The organism is Desulfosporosinus orientis DSM 765 (genome assembly GCF_000235605.1).
Lineage (GTDB): Bacteria > Bacillota > Desulfitobacteriia > Desulfitobacteriales > Desulfitobacteriaceae > Desulfosporosinus > Desulfosporosinus orientis.
This window is the reverse complement of the sequence record NC_016584.1, coordinates 5,385,765-5,400,679: the sequence shown is the minus strand read 5'-3', so window position 1 is coordinate 5,400,679 and position 14,915 is coordinate 5,385,765. Positions and strand designations below refer to the sequence as shown.

Sequence of the window (14,915 nt, the reverse complement as noted above, 5' to 3'; positions counted from 1 at the left end):
AGTGCGGGTAAATGGAGCTTTTCAAGATATCCGGGGTGAGTATCCGCATCCACCCCACATTTCTTGTCATCTTATTCCTGTACGGAGTCCTGGGTTTAGCCGCCCAGGCTCTTCTCATCTTTGCTTTAGTGGTTGGCCATGAACTGACCCATTTGTTAGTAGCTAAAAGCTACGGCTTTAAAGTGGAAGGCCTCGAGCTCTTTCCCTTTGGAGGAGCAGCCTACTGTGACGGCCTCTTTGAGGGCCGGAAAATCGAAGAGAGTCTCATGGCCTTAGCTGGTCCGGCCTTTAATATTGCCCTCCTCTTTGCGGCCCAGGTTTTGCGCTGGAACGGGATTTGGACCGCTGAGCTGGCCGCTGATTTTGTGCGCTATAACCTTTGGCTGGCGGCTTTTAACCTGATTCCTGTCCTGCCCTTGGATGGGGGGCGGGTGATGAGGGCCCTTTTTGCCGAAACCTTTGGCTTTGTGCGGACGACTAAGTTTTTAGCCGGGGCAGGGAGAGCCTTAGGGATTGGCTTAGCCATTTACGGCATTATTCTGGGTGTGGGGGGCAGGTTTACGGAGGGACCGCTGTTCTTTCTGATCTTAGGAGGGTTTTTCTGGTTCGCCGGCAGCAAGGAAATCTCCTCAGCCCGTATTACCTTTCTCAGACAGCTCACCCGCAAAAAGGAGGAATTAGTGAAGCGGGGACTGATGCGCAGCCTTTGGCTGACGGTTCAGGAGGAAACACCCCTGGTGCGGATTGTGGAGGAGTTTACCCCCGACCGCTATGCCATGATCAGCCTGACCAACGACAAGGCGGAAATGGAAAAAATCCTCACGGAAACGGATATTGTGGAAGGGATGATGCGGGAGGGAATCCGTTTTCCCGTGGGGAAACTGTGCAAACCCTGATGTCTTAACAATCTTCGAGGATAATCCCTGCAAATATTGGGAATTTAACTTATATGTGATATACTTTAAGTTCACAATATAGATACAAGGAGGCCTCGTTGACAACATGAGTAATTATTCTGCGGCGGACATTCGCCGGCAGGTCGAACGTTTTCTGCCTAAGGTTCTAAAGCCCAGCAGATATATTGGATCCGAATGGAACGTGGTCAAAAAAGATTGGGACAAGACGGAAGTTCAGATGGCCTTTGCTTTCCCTGATGTTTACGAAGTGGGAATGTCTCACTTAGGAACACGTATCCTTTATCATCTGGTTAATTCCTACCCGGAGTTTCTTTGTGAAAGGGTTTTTGCCCCATGGGTGGATATGGAAGAAGAAATGCGGAAGAGGGAAATCCCCCTTTATACCCTGGAATCCTTCCAGCCCCTGAAAGCGTTTGATGTGGTGGGATTTACCCTGCAATATGAAATGAGTTTTACCAACATTCTCAACATGCTGGACCTGGCGGGAATCCCCCTGAGCACAGATGAGCGGGGACCGGAAGACCCCTGGATTATTGCCGGAGGCCCCTGCGCCTATAATCCGGAACCACTGGTGGGCTTTATCGACTTTTTCCTCATCGGCGAGAGTGAAGAACAATTGCCCGAGGTTTTGCGCCTTATCGGGGAGCAAAAGAAAAACCCGGTTTCCCGGCGGGAATTTTTGCAGAGAGTTGCCCAGGTTCAAGGGGTTTATGTGCCGGAATTCTACCATGTCACCTATAAGGACGATGGCCGCATAGAAAAGATCGAGGCTGAAGCAGGCGTTCCTAAGGCGGTGGAAAAGGGACTGGTGGCGGATATGGACCAGGCTTTTTATCCTACCAAGCCTATCGTACCCTATATGGAAATCGTCCATGACCGCATGATGCTGGAAGTCATGCGGGGCTGTTCCAGGGGCTGCCGCTTTTGCCAGGCGGGCATGATTTACCGGCCGGTTCGGGAACGTTCTCCGGAAACCCTCCTCAAGCAGACGGAGGAGCTGGTGCGTTCCACGGGTTACGATCAAATCGCCCTGACGTCTCTCTCCAGCGGGGATTACTCCTGTATTCAGCCGGTGATTCTGGAGATTTTGGAAAAACACAGCGGCGAGGGAGTAGGGGTATCCTTGCCCTCCCTGCGGGTGGACTCCTTCGATGTAGGTCTGGCAGAGACGGTGCAGAAAGCCCGGAAATCCGGCTTAACCTTTGCTCCGGAAGCCGGTTCCCAGCGCTTGCGGAATGTGATTAACAAAGGGGTAGAAGAGAAGAATCTCTTGGATGCGGCAGAAGCAGCCTTTAAGAAGGGCTGGTCCACCATTAAGCTTTATTTTATGATCGGTCTGCCCACGGAAACCCAGGAAGATATTGACGGCATTGCGGATCTGGCCAAAAAGGTTGCCAATCTGGGCACCCAGCTGGGCCGCCGCAATATTACCGTGACAGTCTCCACCAGTGTTTTTGTTCCCAAGAGCCACACGCCTTTCCAATGGGAACCCCAGGAAGCAGGAGCGTCTGTGGAACTGAAGCAGAAGCATCTGAGAGAGAAATTACGGGACCGCCGTATTAAATATAACTACCATGATATGACAACCAGTTATTTGGAAGCTGTCTTTGCCAAGGGGGACCGCAGACTGGCTCCTCTCCTGGAATGGGCGGTTAAACACGGCTGTAAATTTGATGGCTGGTCTGAAGAGTTCCAGTATGATGTCTGGATGGAAGGGTTCCAAGAGTTGGGAATCGACCCGCACTTCTATGCCAACCGGGCCATGGATTATGATGACATCCTGCCCTGGGAACACCTGGAGAGCGGTGTCACTAAAGAGTTCCTTATCGAAGAACATCACCGGGCCTTACAGGAAGCCCGGACCTATGACTGTCGCTATGAAAATTGTACCGGGTGCGGAGTTTGCCCGGGCAGAGGGGTTCAGATTGAGTTGAAAGGGTGAGTGCCATGCGTCTGAGGATCGCCTATACGAAAATTGAAGATGCCAGGTATATCGCACACCTGGACTTAACCAGAGTCTTTGAACGTGCAATTCGCAGAGCCGGTATCCATATGTCTTATTCGGAAGGGTTTAACCCCCGGCCTAAAATCTCCTTCGGTTTTGCTTTAGCGGTGGGGACGGAAGGTGAGCGGGAGTACGTGGATGTGGAGCTGCGGGATGACGCGGACATCGGCGAAGTATTAGCCCGGCTTCAGGAACAATTACCGCCGGGAATACGCCTGCTGCAAGGCCGGGCACTGGACCAGGGAGCCAAATCCCTGATGGCGGTGCTCAATGCCGCCAGCTACCGCATCCGTATACCTATGGCTTTGCCTATCCAGGCAGAACGGCTGGAGGAAGCGGTGAAGGCTTGGCTGAAGCGGGATCATGTAACCTATTCCCGTTATTCCAAGAGAGGACCCACGGATAAGGATATCAGACCCTGGGTTAAACAGCTGGAAGGCAAAATCCAGGGGGATAACGTGATCTTTGACTTAGAAGTGGAGATGGGCAACTCCGGAAGCGTTCGCCCGGAAGAAGTCCTGGCCAGTCTCAGGGAGCTGGAGAATCTGCCCATAGATATAGAAGGGCTTCATGTGATACGGACCGGGGTTCATGTCAGCTATGAGGGCGGGAAGAGGTCGCCTTTGGAGATGGCGTGATGCCCAATCATTGGACCAACCGTTGGCCTCAGTGGGAGGAGGGTCACGATTACACTTGTTCAACCCTGCCTTCGCCGCGCCAAACTAGGGCTTTAATCCGTTATGGAAGCGCAGGGCGAAACACACTGTGTTTCGGCCAATGCGACTTCCGTGTCGCATGGCCGGCGGGAAACGTCCCTGTTTCCCGCCCTGCATGATGCAAGCGGATTAAAGCCGAGTTTGGCTGCGGCGAAGGCATAGGTTTCTCGCCGTGTAATCGTGACCCTGGCTCAGGAGGCCCTAGTTTGGCCCACGCACATCATGAGATGAGCGTTGTAACACAAGGAGGTGTTAAGTATGCCAATCCCAACCCCTAAACCACGCCGCAAGGAAATCGTGCTGCAAAGCCAGAACTGGGGCAAGTCAAGCCAGTCCCAGAAGATCCGGGCTGCGGTTTTTGAGCAGGGCCAGCTGATGGAAGTGTTTGAGGAAGAAGAGAACTCGTCCCATATGGTGGGAAATATCTACCGGGGCAGAGTGGAAAATGTTCTTCCCGGCATGCAGGCGGCCTTTGTCGATATCGGCTTGGAGAAGAACGGGTTTTTATACGTGGCTGATGCCCTGCCGGCTAACTATGACGAGGAGGATAAACCATCCCCGGTGATTCAGGAGCGAATCGAGAATATCCTTAAACCCCGCCAGGAGCTGCTGGTACAAATCACTAAAGAACCCGTCGGCACCAAGGGGGCTCGGATTAGTGTGAATTTAACTCTTCCCGGACGGTATGTCGTCCTGCTGCCTCAGGTGAGTTATGTGGGGATATCCCGCAAGATTGAAGACAATGATGAACGGGAAAGGCTTCGTAATTTGGCGGCGGCCTCCAAGCCGGAGGGCATGGGAGTGATTGTACGCACCCTGGCCGAAGGGATTGATGGGGAGGAAATAGCTCAGGACATAGCCCGGTTGGCGGCTTTTTGGCAGAGCTTAGTACCGAAAATTCCTCATGTGTCCGTGCCGGGGCTCGTGCACAGGGATGTGGATCTCGTTTCCCGCCTGATCCGGGACTGGATTGACCAGGATGTGGAGAAGATTACCGTTGACAATGACGACATAAGCCAAATCCTGCGTAAAGCCCTTCAGGAAATCGAGCATCCCGCAGCTAAACAGATCTATGTCATCAGCGGGGCAGATCTCTTCGCCAAGTACGGGGTTGACGCCGAAATCCGCAAGGGCCTGCGTTCCAAAGTTTGGCTGAAAAGCGGCGGTTATCTGGTCATCCAGCAGACCGAGGCTTTGATCGTTATTGATGTGAATACGGGAAAATATGTGGGCCAGCGTTCTTTAGAGGAGACGGTGGTTCATACCAACCTGGAGGCGGCGGAGGAAATCGCCCGCCAGCTCAGACTGAGAAACCTGGGCGGGATCATCGTTATCGACTTTATTGATATGGTAACTGAAGAAGCCCAAAAACAGGTCCTTGAAGCGCTTGAGACAGTCTGCTCCAGAGATAAGACGAAATCCCAGGTTTTAGGGCTGACTCAGCTGGGGCTTGTGGAGATGACCCGTAAAAAAGTCGGTCAGACCTTGGCGGTACGTTATACATCCCCCTGTCCTAACTGTGATGGGACAGGCTGGGTATAAGAAATTACTTAAAACCAAAAGGAGATAATAAAATTATAGGACTAAACCTTGATAGTTGTCGTAATCTGCAATATAGTATCAATGCAAGTCGTTTTACAGAAAGGGGCAGCTATTCGTGGTTTTACCTTGGCATAAGCTTAATCGTAAGAAACAGAATTACTACATTATTCTTGGAGCAATTCTTTTGGCAATCGTTGTTATTGGTGTAGTATTTCTTGTTACTCATACTGTATAAAGATAAACCAAGGGGCCGTTGCAAAGGAACTTAATTCCTTAGCAGCGGCCTCTTTTTTGCCTAAAAAGGTTATCCAAAAATGAAAATAATAGGAATATAATGATATTCCTTGCAGGATTATCTAGGGGAATAGCGAAGTAAATGAAATAACTTTTTACAGGTGAGGAACAATTTTCCTAAATTGGTTTATTATTTAGTTTTAAATAAAATAGTTCCGCACCAATAGTTTAAGTATTTCAAACAGACTAAGGTTCAATTAAAAGAGGAGGTAAATTAATGAAAAGAACCAAACAAAAAGTGCTGAATGGCTGCATGGCAGTAGCTGTAGCTTTATCTGCAACCATTGCACCGGTTGCTGCCAATGCAGCAACACCTGGTACAGTTACCCGAATTGGCGGATATGACCAATATTCCACCGCAGCTCTGATGGCTCAAAAAGGTTGGACAGGAACCAGTGACAATGTCGTTCTTTCTGCCGGAATGAGCTACTCTCTCGTGGACGCCCTGGCTGCAGGGCCATTGGCGGCGGAATTGAAGGCCCCCATTTTGTTGACGGACAACGGCCAAACCTTAAATCCATCAGCTAAAGCGGAATTGCTGCGGCTGAAACCTAAGAAAGTATTTATCACCAGCGGTACTGCTGTGATTAAACAATCCGTTCTCGATGAAATCAGTGCTATGGGTATAACCTTGGTTCAGTTGGGCGGGTATGACCAATACGAAACCTCTGTAAACATAGCTAAAGAAATGGTTAACCAAGGAGCAGACTTCTCGAAGGTTGTAATTGCTCCGGGCGGCCTAAGCCCGTCGGATGCTCTCTCGGTAGCGCCTATCGCCGCAGCTCAGGGAATGCCGATCCTGACGACGACTCAAGGACAGCTGCCCGGCTCCGTTAAAACCTATCTGGACGGCCTTGGCAATAAAATCAAGGAATCCTACGTCGTTGGGGGCACCGCAGTTGTCTCAGATGCTGTCCAGGGCCAATTAAAAGGCAGCGTAAAAAGGTACTCAGGTCTTTCCAAATATGATACCAATGTCCAAATCCTTAAGGGTTTTGCCAAGCAGTATAAAAACAAAAAAGTCTATGTAGCTAATGGCGAGACCTTGGTCGATGCCTTGGCAGTTGTGCCCCTGGCTGCTTCAACAGGATCTCCTGTTGTGCTGGTCAACCGGCAGCTGGACAACACCACCATAGAATTTGTTAAACTGAGTATGTCCACAAACGATATGGTTGCAGTAGGAGGGGAAGCTGTAGTCCCCACTGCCGGGATGAATGTCCTGACCTCTGCTGATATATACTCCACCGATGATGAAAAGGTCGGCTCAACCGACGCCGATACTCTGACGGAATATAAGGATAACGTTATTCTTACAGGGGATAACATCACGCTGCAAAACGCTAAGGCCGATTACAGCGTTTATATTAAAGGCGATAATATCACCCTGAACAACCTGACCGTCAAAGGGACCGTCTTCATAGACCCGGGGGAACAAGGAACAGCTACTTTAGATGGCGTTACTGCTGCCAATATTGTTGTCCTCTCCGGGGCATCTGACAGTATCCATATCAAAAATACCACCGCAGGGGTTCTCACAGTCGACAGCGACAGCAACGTGCATGTTGAGGCTGCAGAGAGTACAACCATCGGGAATACCGTTGTTCGCAGCTTTGCCATCCTGGATGCTAATGGTGCTGTCATGGGAACAGTTACTATTACAAGTACACCGGGACAAGATCCTGTAGTGGAGCTAAGAGGAACCTTTACTGAGCCCGTCGTTGTGGAAAGTCAGGTTACTTTAAAAGCTGCGGCCGAAGCAGTTGTTCCATCCGTTGTGGTTAACACCCAAGCCCAGGAACAAAAGGTGACTTTAGAAGGTAACTTTAAAAATGTAGAAGTACAATCCCAGGGAAAACTGGCTTTGGCAGAGAACACCGTTGTTGAAAGCATGAAAACCACTGCTGCTGCCGATATTACGATTCCCAAGTCTTCAAGTATCGGCAGTTTGCAATCCGGGTCAACGGGTACAGTGGTCAGCGGCGGCGGACAAGTTAACGGCAAGGAAACGACGAATACGCCCAGCGCGCCTCCTTCAACGGGCGGGAGCTCAGGCGGAAGCTCCGGCGGAAGCTCCGGCGGGAGTTCAGGCGGAAATAATGGCGGAAATAATGGTGGGGATAATAGCGGAACAACAACCTCGACCAAAATTTCGGATTTTACTATCAAGAACGGTTCTGCCAGTGTGATACCTGCTGTTACGGTCAATGGAACAAGCAAAACAGCGAATTTGAGCGGTATTACTGATTCTGATCAAAGAATTACCGGCATTCAAATTAATGCTGATCCATCAGGCTGTACCTTACAGCTCAACAGCCTCGTTTCACCTTTCTTAGGGACGGTTAGTTTCAGCAACAAATCCTTCTCCTTAAACGGCACCATAACTATGTCTGACCTTTTTGGCGGTACGATCAGCGGCGGAGATGTCAGCATAGGCTCATTGCGGTCATTGTTTGGTTCCTACGTGACGCTCAACGGCACGCTCTCCAAATCCGGGTATGACTCCAGCGATGTCAGCTTGACACTTAACCTGGGGACCTCTTCGGGGAACCTGAATAACGAATGGGCCACCATGTCCATTAATAACACTACCCGCACCATAACCGCCAACATCAAAGCCAGTGATACCCTGTTAAGCAGTATAGGAATCAAGGACCTGCTCACTAGTTCGATAGGAGTTCTCCCAACCTATGTTAAAGCCGGAAGCAGCACCTGGATAAGCCCCAGCTCCGAAGAGGGGAGAGGGGACATCAGAACTGCCATCGGCACTATGCTGGGGATGTCTTGGAGCATCGCAACTCTGGGTGATCTTAAAGGCGAAGAGATCCAATTTAAAGATCAAAACTCAAATATATGGACAATTGAATTTAAGTAAGCTCAAGTGAGATAATCCACAGAAACGTCTTTTGCCTTGGGAAATATAAGGGAGCCGAATGCTTTAGCAGACGGCTCCTTACCTGATTCAAAATTAAAACTTAGCCTTTAATACTTACCCCACAAAACCCCATCGAAGCCTTTTAATACCTCAGACGCGAAAATTCTATACCCTTGATCATTAGGATTAACCCCGTCTGCCAATAAATCGGTCAGGGGAGCAGGGTCCTGGATGAAAGCAGACCACAGGTCCAGGACAGGAAGCTGCTGGTTTTTTCCCAGATCTAAAATAGCCTGCCGGTAGGGAAAAAACCTATTATTGCTTTTTATGTTTTTGACAGGCGGTTCGGCTATTAAGAAAATACCGGCGCTGGGATTTTTGTCCTTAAGGGTCATGAGCAGCTCCTCGTACTTCTCCTTGAATTCCTTGGGAGTAAGTACAGTCCAGTCATTTCTGCCCAGGCAGAGAATAATCAGATTCGTCTCTGCTGTCACGTCAGAAACGCAGGTTAAGGCATTATTAATCGTGGCCTGTTCCGTGGTTTTAAAATCCCACTGGAAATTCAGAGGGTACTTGCCTTGAAGCTCCCGGGAAACTAAGGCATGCCAGCCGGTTTCATCCTTTTGGGAGGCACCTTGACTTGCGGCCACAGCATCCCCCAGGACAAGAATTCTGATGGTTGTGAGCTCTTCTTCACCGGGACCGGGAAGGGATTTTGCGGAGGCGGATTCTGAGGGCTCAGCCTCAGCTGTCGGACCGGCGGTAGTGGCGGGAGAGGGTTGTTTGAATGTTACGTCGGTCGTCTTTCCGTGATTCATTACCCAGAATGCCCCTATAATTGAGGCTGCAATGATCAGGGCAGCTAAGATAATATATAAATCCAGTTTAGCATTGCGCAGCATTGAATCCATTTCCTCCTAAGTCGAGATAATTTTCCCATAGACTTAAGAATCTTCGACATTCTGGTGTGGGTTTTCCTTCCTCTAAAAGAAAAAATATAAATATTTTTCAAGATTATAAAAGGATTGGCAATGATTTTCATTTTAGGGAAGGAAAAATGAAAATCATCTAGAATAACTATAGGGTCACTGAGTAAATTGTGCTGATTTGGAGGTCGACATGGAAGAAGAAATAGACTTACGCCAGTATTGGGAAATACTTCGCAAACGTTGGATTATAGTTGTTGTTCTGCCGCTTATTGCAGCTCTGACCAGTGGAATCATCAGTTACTTTATCATAAAGCCCGTGTATCAGGCTTCCACCACTTTAATCGTAGGAAAAAAAGCTTCCGAGGAAGGTCAAGCCGCCGTACAAATGCTGGACAATAATGTCCTTCTGGCGAATCAGCAGCTGGCCAAAACTTATGCAGCCATTGCCCAAAGCCGCACCGTTGAACAAAGTGTGATTGACGACTTGGATTTGTCCCTGACAGTCAGCGAACTGGACAAGTTAATCACCATTAACCCTGTGAAAACAACAGAAATCCTGGAAATCCAAGTTTTAAATACCGACCCGCAGCTGGCCACAGCTATTGCCAATACCATGGCTTCAGAGTTCTCGAAAGCAGTTATAGAAATTAAAAAAGTTGACAGTGTCAGTATCGTCGATACAGCTGTAGTGCCGGATGAACCGGTGAAGCCCAATAAAAAGTTAAACATTCTCATTGCCTTTGCAGTGGGTTTGATGGTCTCAGTAGGTTTAGTCATCTTGCTGGAGTATTTGGATAATACAATAAAAACTTCTGACGATGTTGAGAGTGTGCTGGGGATCCCCGTACTAGGTGTTATTCCAACCTATGAAGCAGGAAAACGAGTTTAAGAGGAGAAGGTTTACTTGACATTAATAACGCACGAACAAACGAAATCCCCCATCTCCGAAGCCTACCGGACGCTTCGGACGAATGTACAGTTTACCAGTATAGATACTAAGACCAAAAGAATCATGGTCACAAGCTCAGGTCCCCGGGAAGGGAAATCCACCACCGTCGCGAACCTGGCTGTGAGTATGGCTCAATCCGGAAAATCTGTTTTAGTGATAGACGCTGATTTGCGTAACCCAACCCAACACAAACTATTTGAGCTGGAGAATTTTGAGGGACTCTCAAACTTTCTGGTTCAAGATGATCAGGATAAAGACTTTATTAGGGAAACAGCGGTACCCAGGGTTAAAGTCCTTACGGGAGGTCCCATTCCTCCCAATCCGGCTGAGCTCGTCGGCTCCCAGCGGATGAAGCGTCTGATTGAGGAAGTCAGTGAACTCTATGATGTGGTCCTTATCGATACGCCACCTATCATTGCTGTGACAGATGCCGCGGTTCTTGCTCAGGAAGTAGATGGAGTCATCTTGGTCTTAGCTTCAGGGGAAGTCAACAAAGAATATGCCCAACGGGCCAAGGATCAGCTGGATAAGGTAGGGGCCAAGATACTTGGGGCTGTTATCAATAAAGCTGACCTGAAAACCAGTGAATACTATTATTACTATTACTACCATGGCAGCGATGATCCTAAGAAGAAAAGGACTCGTAAGAATCGTTCATAGCTTAATTAAAGCCAGGTGAATTAAAAACAACTTCTCACCTTTTTGAGCGGAAGTTGTTTTTGCCTTTTATAGGCATAAAAACTATATTTTGCAATAAATCACCCGTTTGGGTGATTTAAAATTTAATTAATATATAATAAAATTCTAGGCAGGAAAATTAATACAAAAGCAGGAAGTTTCCCAGTAATACATAAAATAGATAATTTTAGGTATTTTTACGATTTTGTAACATAAGAACGAAAATTTGTTACTTTACTTTGCTAAAATTATCTTAAGTTAGGAGAGTTCAGATGATCGATATACACAGCCATATTCTCCCCGGACTGGATGATGGAGCAAAGATAATAGAAGATTCCCTGGAGATGGCCCGTCAATTGCACCAATCCGGATTCAAAACACTTATAGCCACTCCGCATGTTATGGAAGGAAGCGACTTCCTAAGTCCGGAGAAGATCCTTGCGGCGGTGGCTGAGCTGCGCAAAAATGTGGCTGAGGCAGAAATTCCAGTAGAGATTTTACCCGGTGCGGAAAACTATATTTTCCCGGATCTGGGGAAATGGGCCCACCAGGGTAAGCTCTTAACCTTGGGTAATACGGGTAAGTATCTTCTCATGGAGCTGCCCATGCTGGAAATTCCTCATTACACCGAACAAGTCTTCTTTGACTTACAAGTCCAGGGCCTGACTCCCATCCTCGCCCACCCGGAGCGGAATAGGGGATTGATCGACAGGCCGGAGTACTTAGTGGAATGGGCTAATAAGGGGGTCCTTTTTCAGCTAAATCTCAGAAGTCTGAGCGGGAGGTATGGACCTCAGGTTCAGGAGCTGGCTGAAAGAATGATCAGGAGTAAGCTCATTCACTTTGTCGGTTCTGATGCCCACCGGCCTTCTCAAGAGGATACGGATTACCTCAAGGCCCTTAGAAGCACTAAAGAGATGACAGAGGACGATGGAATCCGGGAAATCACAATAAATAACCCCCAGGCAATTTTGGCGGGGAGAGCCCTGCCGGAGAAAAGAGAGTATACCCTTCACACATTGAAAAGGAAGAAAAAGAGAAGATTTTGGGAATTTTTTTGAGTTTGAAGGATATTTGGAAGAATTTACATCGTATTATATCGTAATATGGCGAAAATTTTCCGAATTGTGCCTATTATTGAAGAATTATGGGATCATTGTGTGAAGGATATCACTTTCCTTTTATAGAAATATATGGGGTTACTTTTGGGGACCTAATGGTCCTAGGACTTTAGGCCTATAAGTCTCTCAAAAAGGCAGATGATTATCTCCAAGAGGGGGAGAGAAAGTGTTAAGAGAGTACAGCTCAGTATTAGATGACATTTCACAGATTGTTGATCTCGCTGTTTTGAGCTTAGGTTTTTTCTTTACAGTTGAGATTTATCGATATAAACACGCTATGGCTGGCAGGGTTTGGGAACAGTACTTTCTCATCTTTTTAGTCTATATCATATGTTGGATTATTAGCTCTAACGTTAATCACGTTTATCGTTCTAGACGGTTTATTTCAGCGGTTCTAGAAGCAAGGCAGCTAATCATAGCTCATTTAGCTACTTTTGCTATAACTATTACGGCTGTAACCTTGTACCAACCCACGCTTATACATAACCGATTTGTGTTTTACTTCGAATTTATAGCGCTGTGTCTTACATTAGGCGTCCACTTAATTGTACGGCTGGTGTTACAAGCATGGCGCTCGATAGGAAGAAATATACGTTATGTACTAATCCTTGGCAGCGGTCAAGCTGCTCACTCTTACTTAGAAAAAATCAAAAAAAATCCGCAGTTAGGTTATGAGATAGTTGGCTATTTAGCTCCAGAACGTAATGGCCTGGAAATACCTTATTTGGGTGATTATTCAAATTTGCATGCCGTAATGAGTATGAAAATAGTTGATTTAACCGTTGTGACGGCACCTTTATCCGATGAAAGAGTGAAGGATTGTCTTGAATTACTGGATCTTATGGGGAAAACAGTAACGATTTTATTGGATGATGTGGTTGCTAAAGTGACTAGAAGCAGACCCGTCGATTTCGATGGATTGCCGATGGTAGCTTATGATAGTCGTCCGAGACTTCCAGGACATGAACTGGCCAAGAGGGTTATGGATATTGTTGTAACGGGTGCTGGGCTTATCGTTATCAGTCCAATATTGTTAGCTATTGCGATCGTCATTAAGGTATCCTCAGACGGGCCGGTTATTTTTGCTCAAGAACGGGTCGGTTTAAATGGGCGGATTTTTAACATGTATAAGTTTAGATCGATGGTTGTTAATGCGGAAGAACTTAAGGCAAAGTTAGCACATCTAAATGAGATGAGTGGGCCTGTGTTTAAAATCTCAAATGATCCACGGGTGACTACTATCGGAAGGATTTTAAGAAAAACTAGCTTGGATGAATTACCACAGTTGTGGAATGTACTGATGGGTGATATGAGTTTAGTTGGGCCGAGGCCTCCTTTGCCGAGTGAGGTTAATCTGTATGATCCTAAGCATCGAAAGCGCTTATCAGTGAAGCCAGGGATTACGTGTATCTGGCAGATTAGCGGCAGGAATGATGTGGACTTTGAAAAGTGGATGGAAATGGATGCTGAGTATGTGGAGCGGTGGTCGTTGTGGATGGATGTGGCGATTTTGGCGAAGACTGTGCCGGTGGTGTTGGGGAGGAAGGGGGCGAGTTAGCCGGAACCACTCGCTCGCCTCGTCTGTCTCAACATCGCTCTTTTGTCTACTATCACTTCAGCAGTCAATGCCAAGCCGGGCTTTTGCTTTGTTGAGTATTCTGATGAGACAAAGAGCGAAGTCCGTGGTTGGCGGGGTAGTGATCAGTTAATTTTTGTAACATGGCGATTAGCAGGAGCAGAGGTGAATAAAGGGATATGAACTATATACTATTCGGTGGGACAGGCTTTATTGGAACTAACTTAATCAATTTAATAAAGACTTCCAGTTTGAAGCCGGAAGATAAAATTTACGCTCTTGATATCGTAATGCCCGGAGAAGAGGGTGTTGTTCCGGGGATAGTAGAGAAATTCGAGGGCGTTATTTATGTACGCTTAGATGTGCGCCAGCCGATAGAGTTTAATTTCAATTCCACCGAAAAAGATATTATATTTAATCTCGCAGCAGTACATAGAACTCCGGGACATCCTGATTATGCATATTTTGAAACCAATATCAAAGGTGCGGAGAATGTTACGGCGTTTGCAGATAGAAACGGAATCAAGAGAATACTTTTCACGAGTAGTATCGCCCCTTATGGAGCGGCAGAGGAATTGAAGTGCGAGGATACACTCCCTACACCGAACACTGCCTACGGAATAAGCAAACTTGTAGCAGAGAAAATTCACGCTATATGGCAAGCGAAAGACGAATCAAGGTGCCTCACCATAGTACGTCCCGGTGTGGTTTTCGGCAAAGGCGAGCATGGTAATTTCACGAGAATGTACAAAGGTATAAAGAACAGATACTTCTTCTACGCAGGCAGGACAGACACGATCAAAGCATCAATCTATGTGAAAGAGCTTGCTGAGTTCATCAAATACAGAATGATTGACAATGATTTCACTGGAGTAGGTTTATACAACTGCACTTACGAACCGGCTTTTACTGTTAAACAATCATGTGAAGCCATAAAGAAAGCTACAGGGCTTAAGAGGAAAACGCTCGTAATACCCAGTTGGATCTTAATGATTGCCTCGGTGGTTTTATATCCGTTTGGTGGAAAGAAACTCGGTCTTCATCCGGCAAGGGTGAAGAAACTTGAGGTTAGCACCAATATTAGCGGAAAAAAGCTTGCTGCGAGTGGTTATAAGTTAAAGTATAGCTTGGATGAAGCTCTGTTAGACTGGTTTGAAGATTGTGGGAGAGAAAAGTTAGAGTAAGGACATAGTAATACTCAATGGCCCTAACAAATGGAGGTCGCGTATGCTAGCAAAAATAAAGTATTTTATAAAGCATATGAGCTACCCAAAGTTCGAGGGTTGTAGCATAACTTGGGTAGGCAGTAAGTGCCC

At 47.2% G+C, this 14,915-nt stretch carries 11 protein-coding genes; 10 read left to right on the top strand and 1 reads right to left on the bottom strand.

Annotated features, from left to right (window positions below):
• The first annotated feature begins 11 nt into the window (after positions 1 to 11).
• The 5 genes from DESOR_RS25025 (at position 12) to DESOR_RS25005 (ending at position 8,346) form a co-directional block, all read left to right on the top strand.
• A complete protein-coding gene (locus tag DESOR_RS25025) occupies positions 12 to 896 on the top strand; it encodes a M50 family metallopeptidase (protein WP_014187392.1) in 885 nt (294 codons plus the stop codon).
• Positions 897 to 1,002: 106 nt separating this feature from the next.
• Positions 1,003 to 2,859, top strand: a complete 1,857-nt coding sequence (locus DESOR_RS25020; protein WP_014187391.1) for a TIGR03960 family B12-binding radical SAM protein — start codon at positions 1,003 to 1,005, stop codon at positions 2,857 to 2,859.
• Positions 2,856 to 3,560: a TIGR03936 family radical SAM-associated protein gene (locus tag DESOR_RS25015; protein WP_014187390.1), complete on the top strand. Its 705-nt coding sequence runs from the start codon at positions 2,856 to 2,858 to the stop codon at positions 3,558 to 3,560. Before DESOR_RS25020 ends, DESOR_RS25015 begins: the two co-directional genes overlap by 4 nt.
• Before the next feature lie 336 nt (positions 3,561 to 3,896).
• Positions 3,897 to 5,180 (top strand): Rne/Rng family ribonuclease, encoded by a 1,284-nt coding sequence (locus DESOR_RS25010; RefSeq protein ID WP_014187389.1) that lies wholly within the window; start codon positions 3,897 to 3,899, stop codon positions 5,178 to 5,180.
• A 511-nt stretch (positions 5,181 to 5,691) separates the two neighbouring features.
• A complete protein-coding gene (locus DESOR_RS25005) occupies positions 5,692 to 8,346 on the top strand; it encodes a cell wall-binding repeat-containing protein (protein WP_014187388.1) in 2,655 nt (884 codons plus the stop codon).
• 107 nt (positions 8,347 to 8,453) lie between these two features.
• Here the strand turns inward: DESOR_RS25005 and DESOR_RS25000 are convergent, their stop codons facing one another.
• Positions 8,454 to 9,248 carry an SGNH/GDSL hydrolase family protein gene (locus DESOR_RS25000; protein WP_014187387.1) on the bottom strand — a complete coding sequence of 265 codons (795 nt, stop codon included), beginning with the start codon at positions 9,246 to 9,248 and terminating at the stop codon, positions 8,454 to 8,456.
• Positions 9,249 to 9,465: 217 nt separating this feature from the next.
• On the opposite strand from DESOR_RS25000, the gene DESOR_RS24995 reads away from it, so the two are divergent.
• From DESOR_RS24995 to DESOR_RS24975, 5 genes are all read left to right on the top strand, one after another.
• Entirely contained in the window at positions 9,466 to 10,164 is a 699-nt protein-coding gene (locus DESOR_RS24995; protein WP_014187386.1) for a YveK family protein, read from the top strand.
• Positions 10,165 to 10,179: 15 nt separating this feature from the next.
• Positions 10,180 to 10,884: a CpsD/CapB family tyrosine-protein kinase gene (locus DESOR_RS24990; protein WP_014187385.1), complete on the top strand. Its 705-nt coding sequence runs from the start codon at positions 10,180 to 10,182 to the stop codon at positions 10,882 to 10,884.
• 290 nt (positions 10,885 to 11,174) lie between these two features.
• Positions 11,175 to 11,963 carry a tyrosine-protein phosphatase gene (locus tag DESOR_RS24985; RefSeq protein ID WP_014187384.1) on the top strand — a complete coding sequence of 263 codons (789 nt, stop codon included), beginning with the start codon at positions 11,175 to 11,177 and terminating at the stop codon, positions 11,961 to 11,963.
• Between the two features lie 226 nt (positions 11,964 to 12,189).
• Positions 12,190 to 13,581: a sugar transferase gene (locus DESOR_RS24980; RefSeq protein WP_014187383.1), complete on the top strand. Its 1,392-nt coding sequence runs from the start codon at positions 12,190 to 12,192 to the stop codon at positions 13,579 to 13,581.
• A 197-nt stretch (positions 13,582 to 13,778) separates the two neighbouring features.
• Positions 13,779 to 14,783: an NAD-dependent epimerase/dehydratase family protein gene (locus DESOR_RS24975; RefSeq protein ID WP_014187382.1), complete on the top strand. Its 1,005-nt coding sequence runs from the start codon at positions 13,779 to 13,781 to the stop codon at positions 14,781 to 14,783.
• Positions 14,784 to 14,915 lie beyond the last annotated feature (132 nt).

Bases quoted from the DNA above. Each gene is read 5' to 3' on its own strand.
- DESOR_RS25010 (WP_014187389.1), top strand. From the start codon at position 3,897: ATGCCAATCCCAACCCCTAAACCACGCCGCAAGGAAATCGTGCTGCAA.
- DESOR_RS25000 (WP_014187387.1), bottom strand. From the start codon at position 9,248: ATGCTGCGCAATGCTAAACTGGATTTATATATTATCTTAGCTGCCCTG.
- DESOR_RS25005 (WP_014187388.1), top strand. From the start codon at position 5,692: ATGAAAAGAACCAAACAAAAAGTGCTGAATGGCTGCATGGCAGTAGCT.
- DESOR_RS25020 (WP_014187391.1), top strand. From the start codon at position 1,003: ATGAGTAATTATTCTGCGGCGGACATTCGCCGGCAGGTCGAACGTTTT.
- DESOR_RS24985 (WP_014187384.1), top strand. From the start codon at position 11,175: ATGATCGATATACACAGCCATATTCTCCCCGGACTGGATGATGGAGCA.
- DESOR_RS24975 (WP_014187382.1), top strand. From the start codon at position 13,779: ATGAACTATATACTATTCGGTGGGACAGGCTTTATTGGAACTAACTTA.
- DESOR_RS25025 (WP_014187392.1), top strand. From the start codon at position 12: ATGGAGCTTTTCAAGATATCCGGGGTGAGTATCCGCATCCACCCCACA.
- DESOR_RS24995 (WP_014187386.1), top strand. From the start codon at position 9,466: ATGGAAGAAGAAATAGACTTACGCCAGTATTGGGAAATACTTCGCAAA.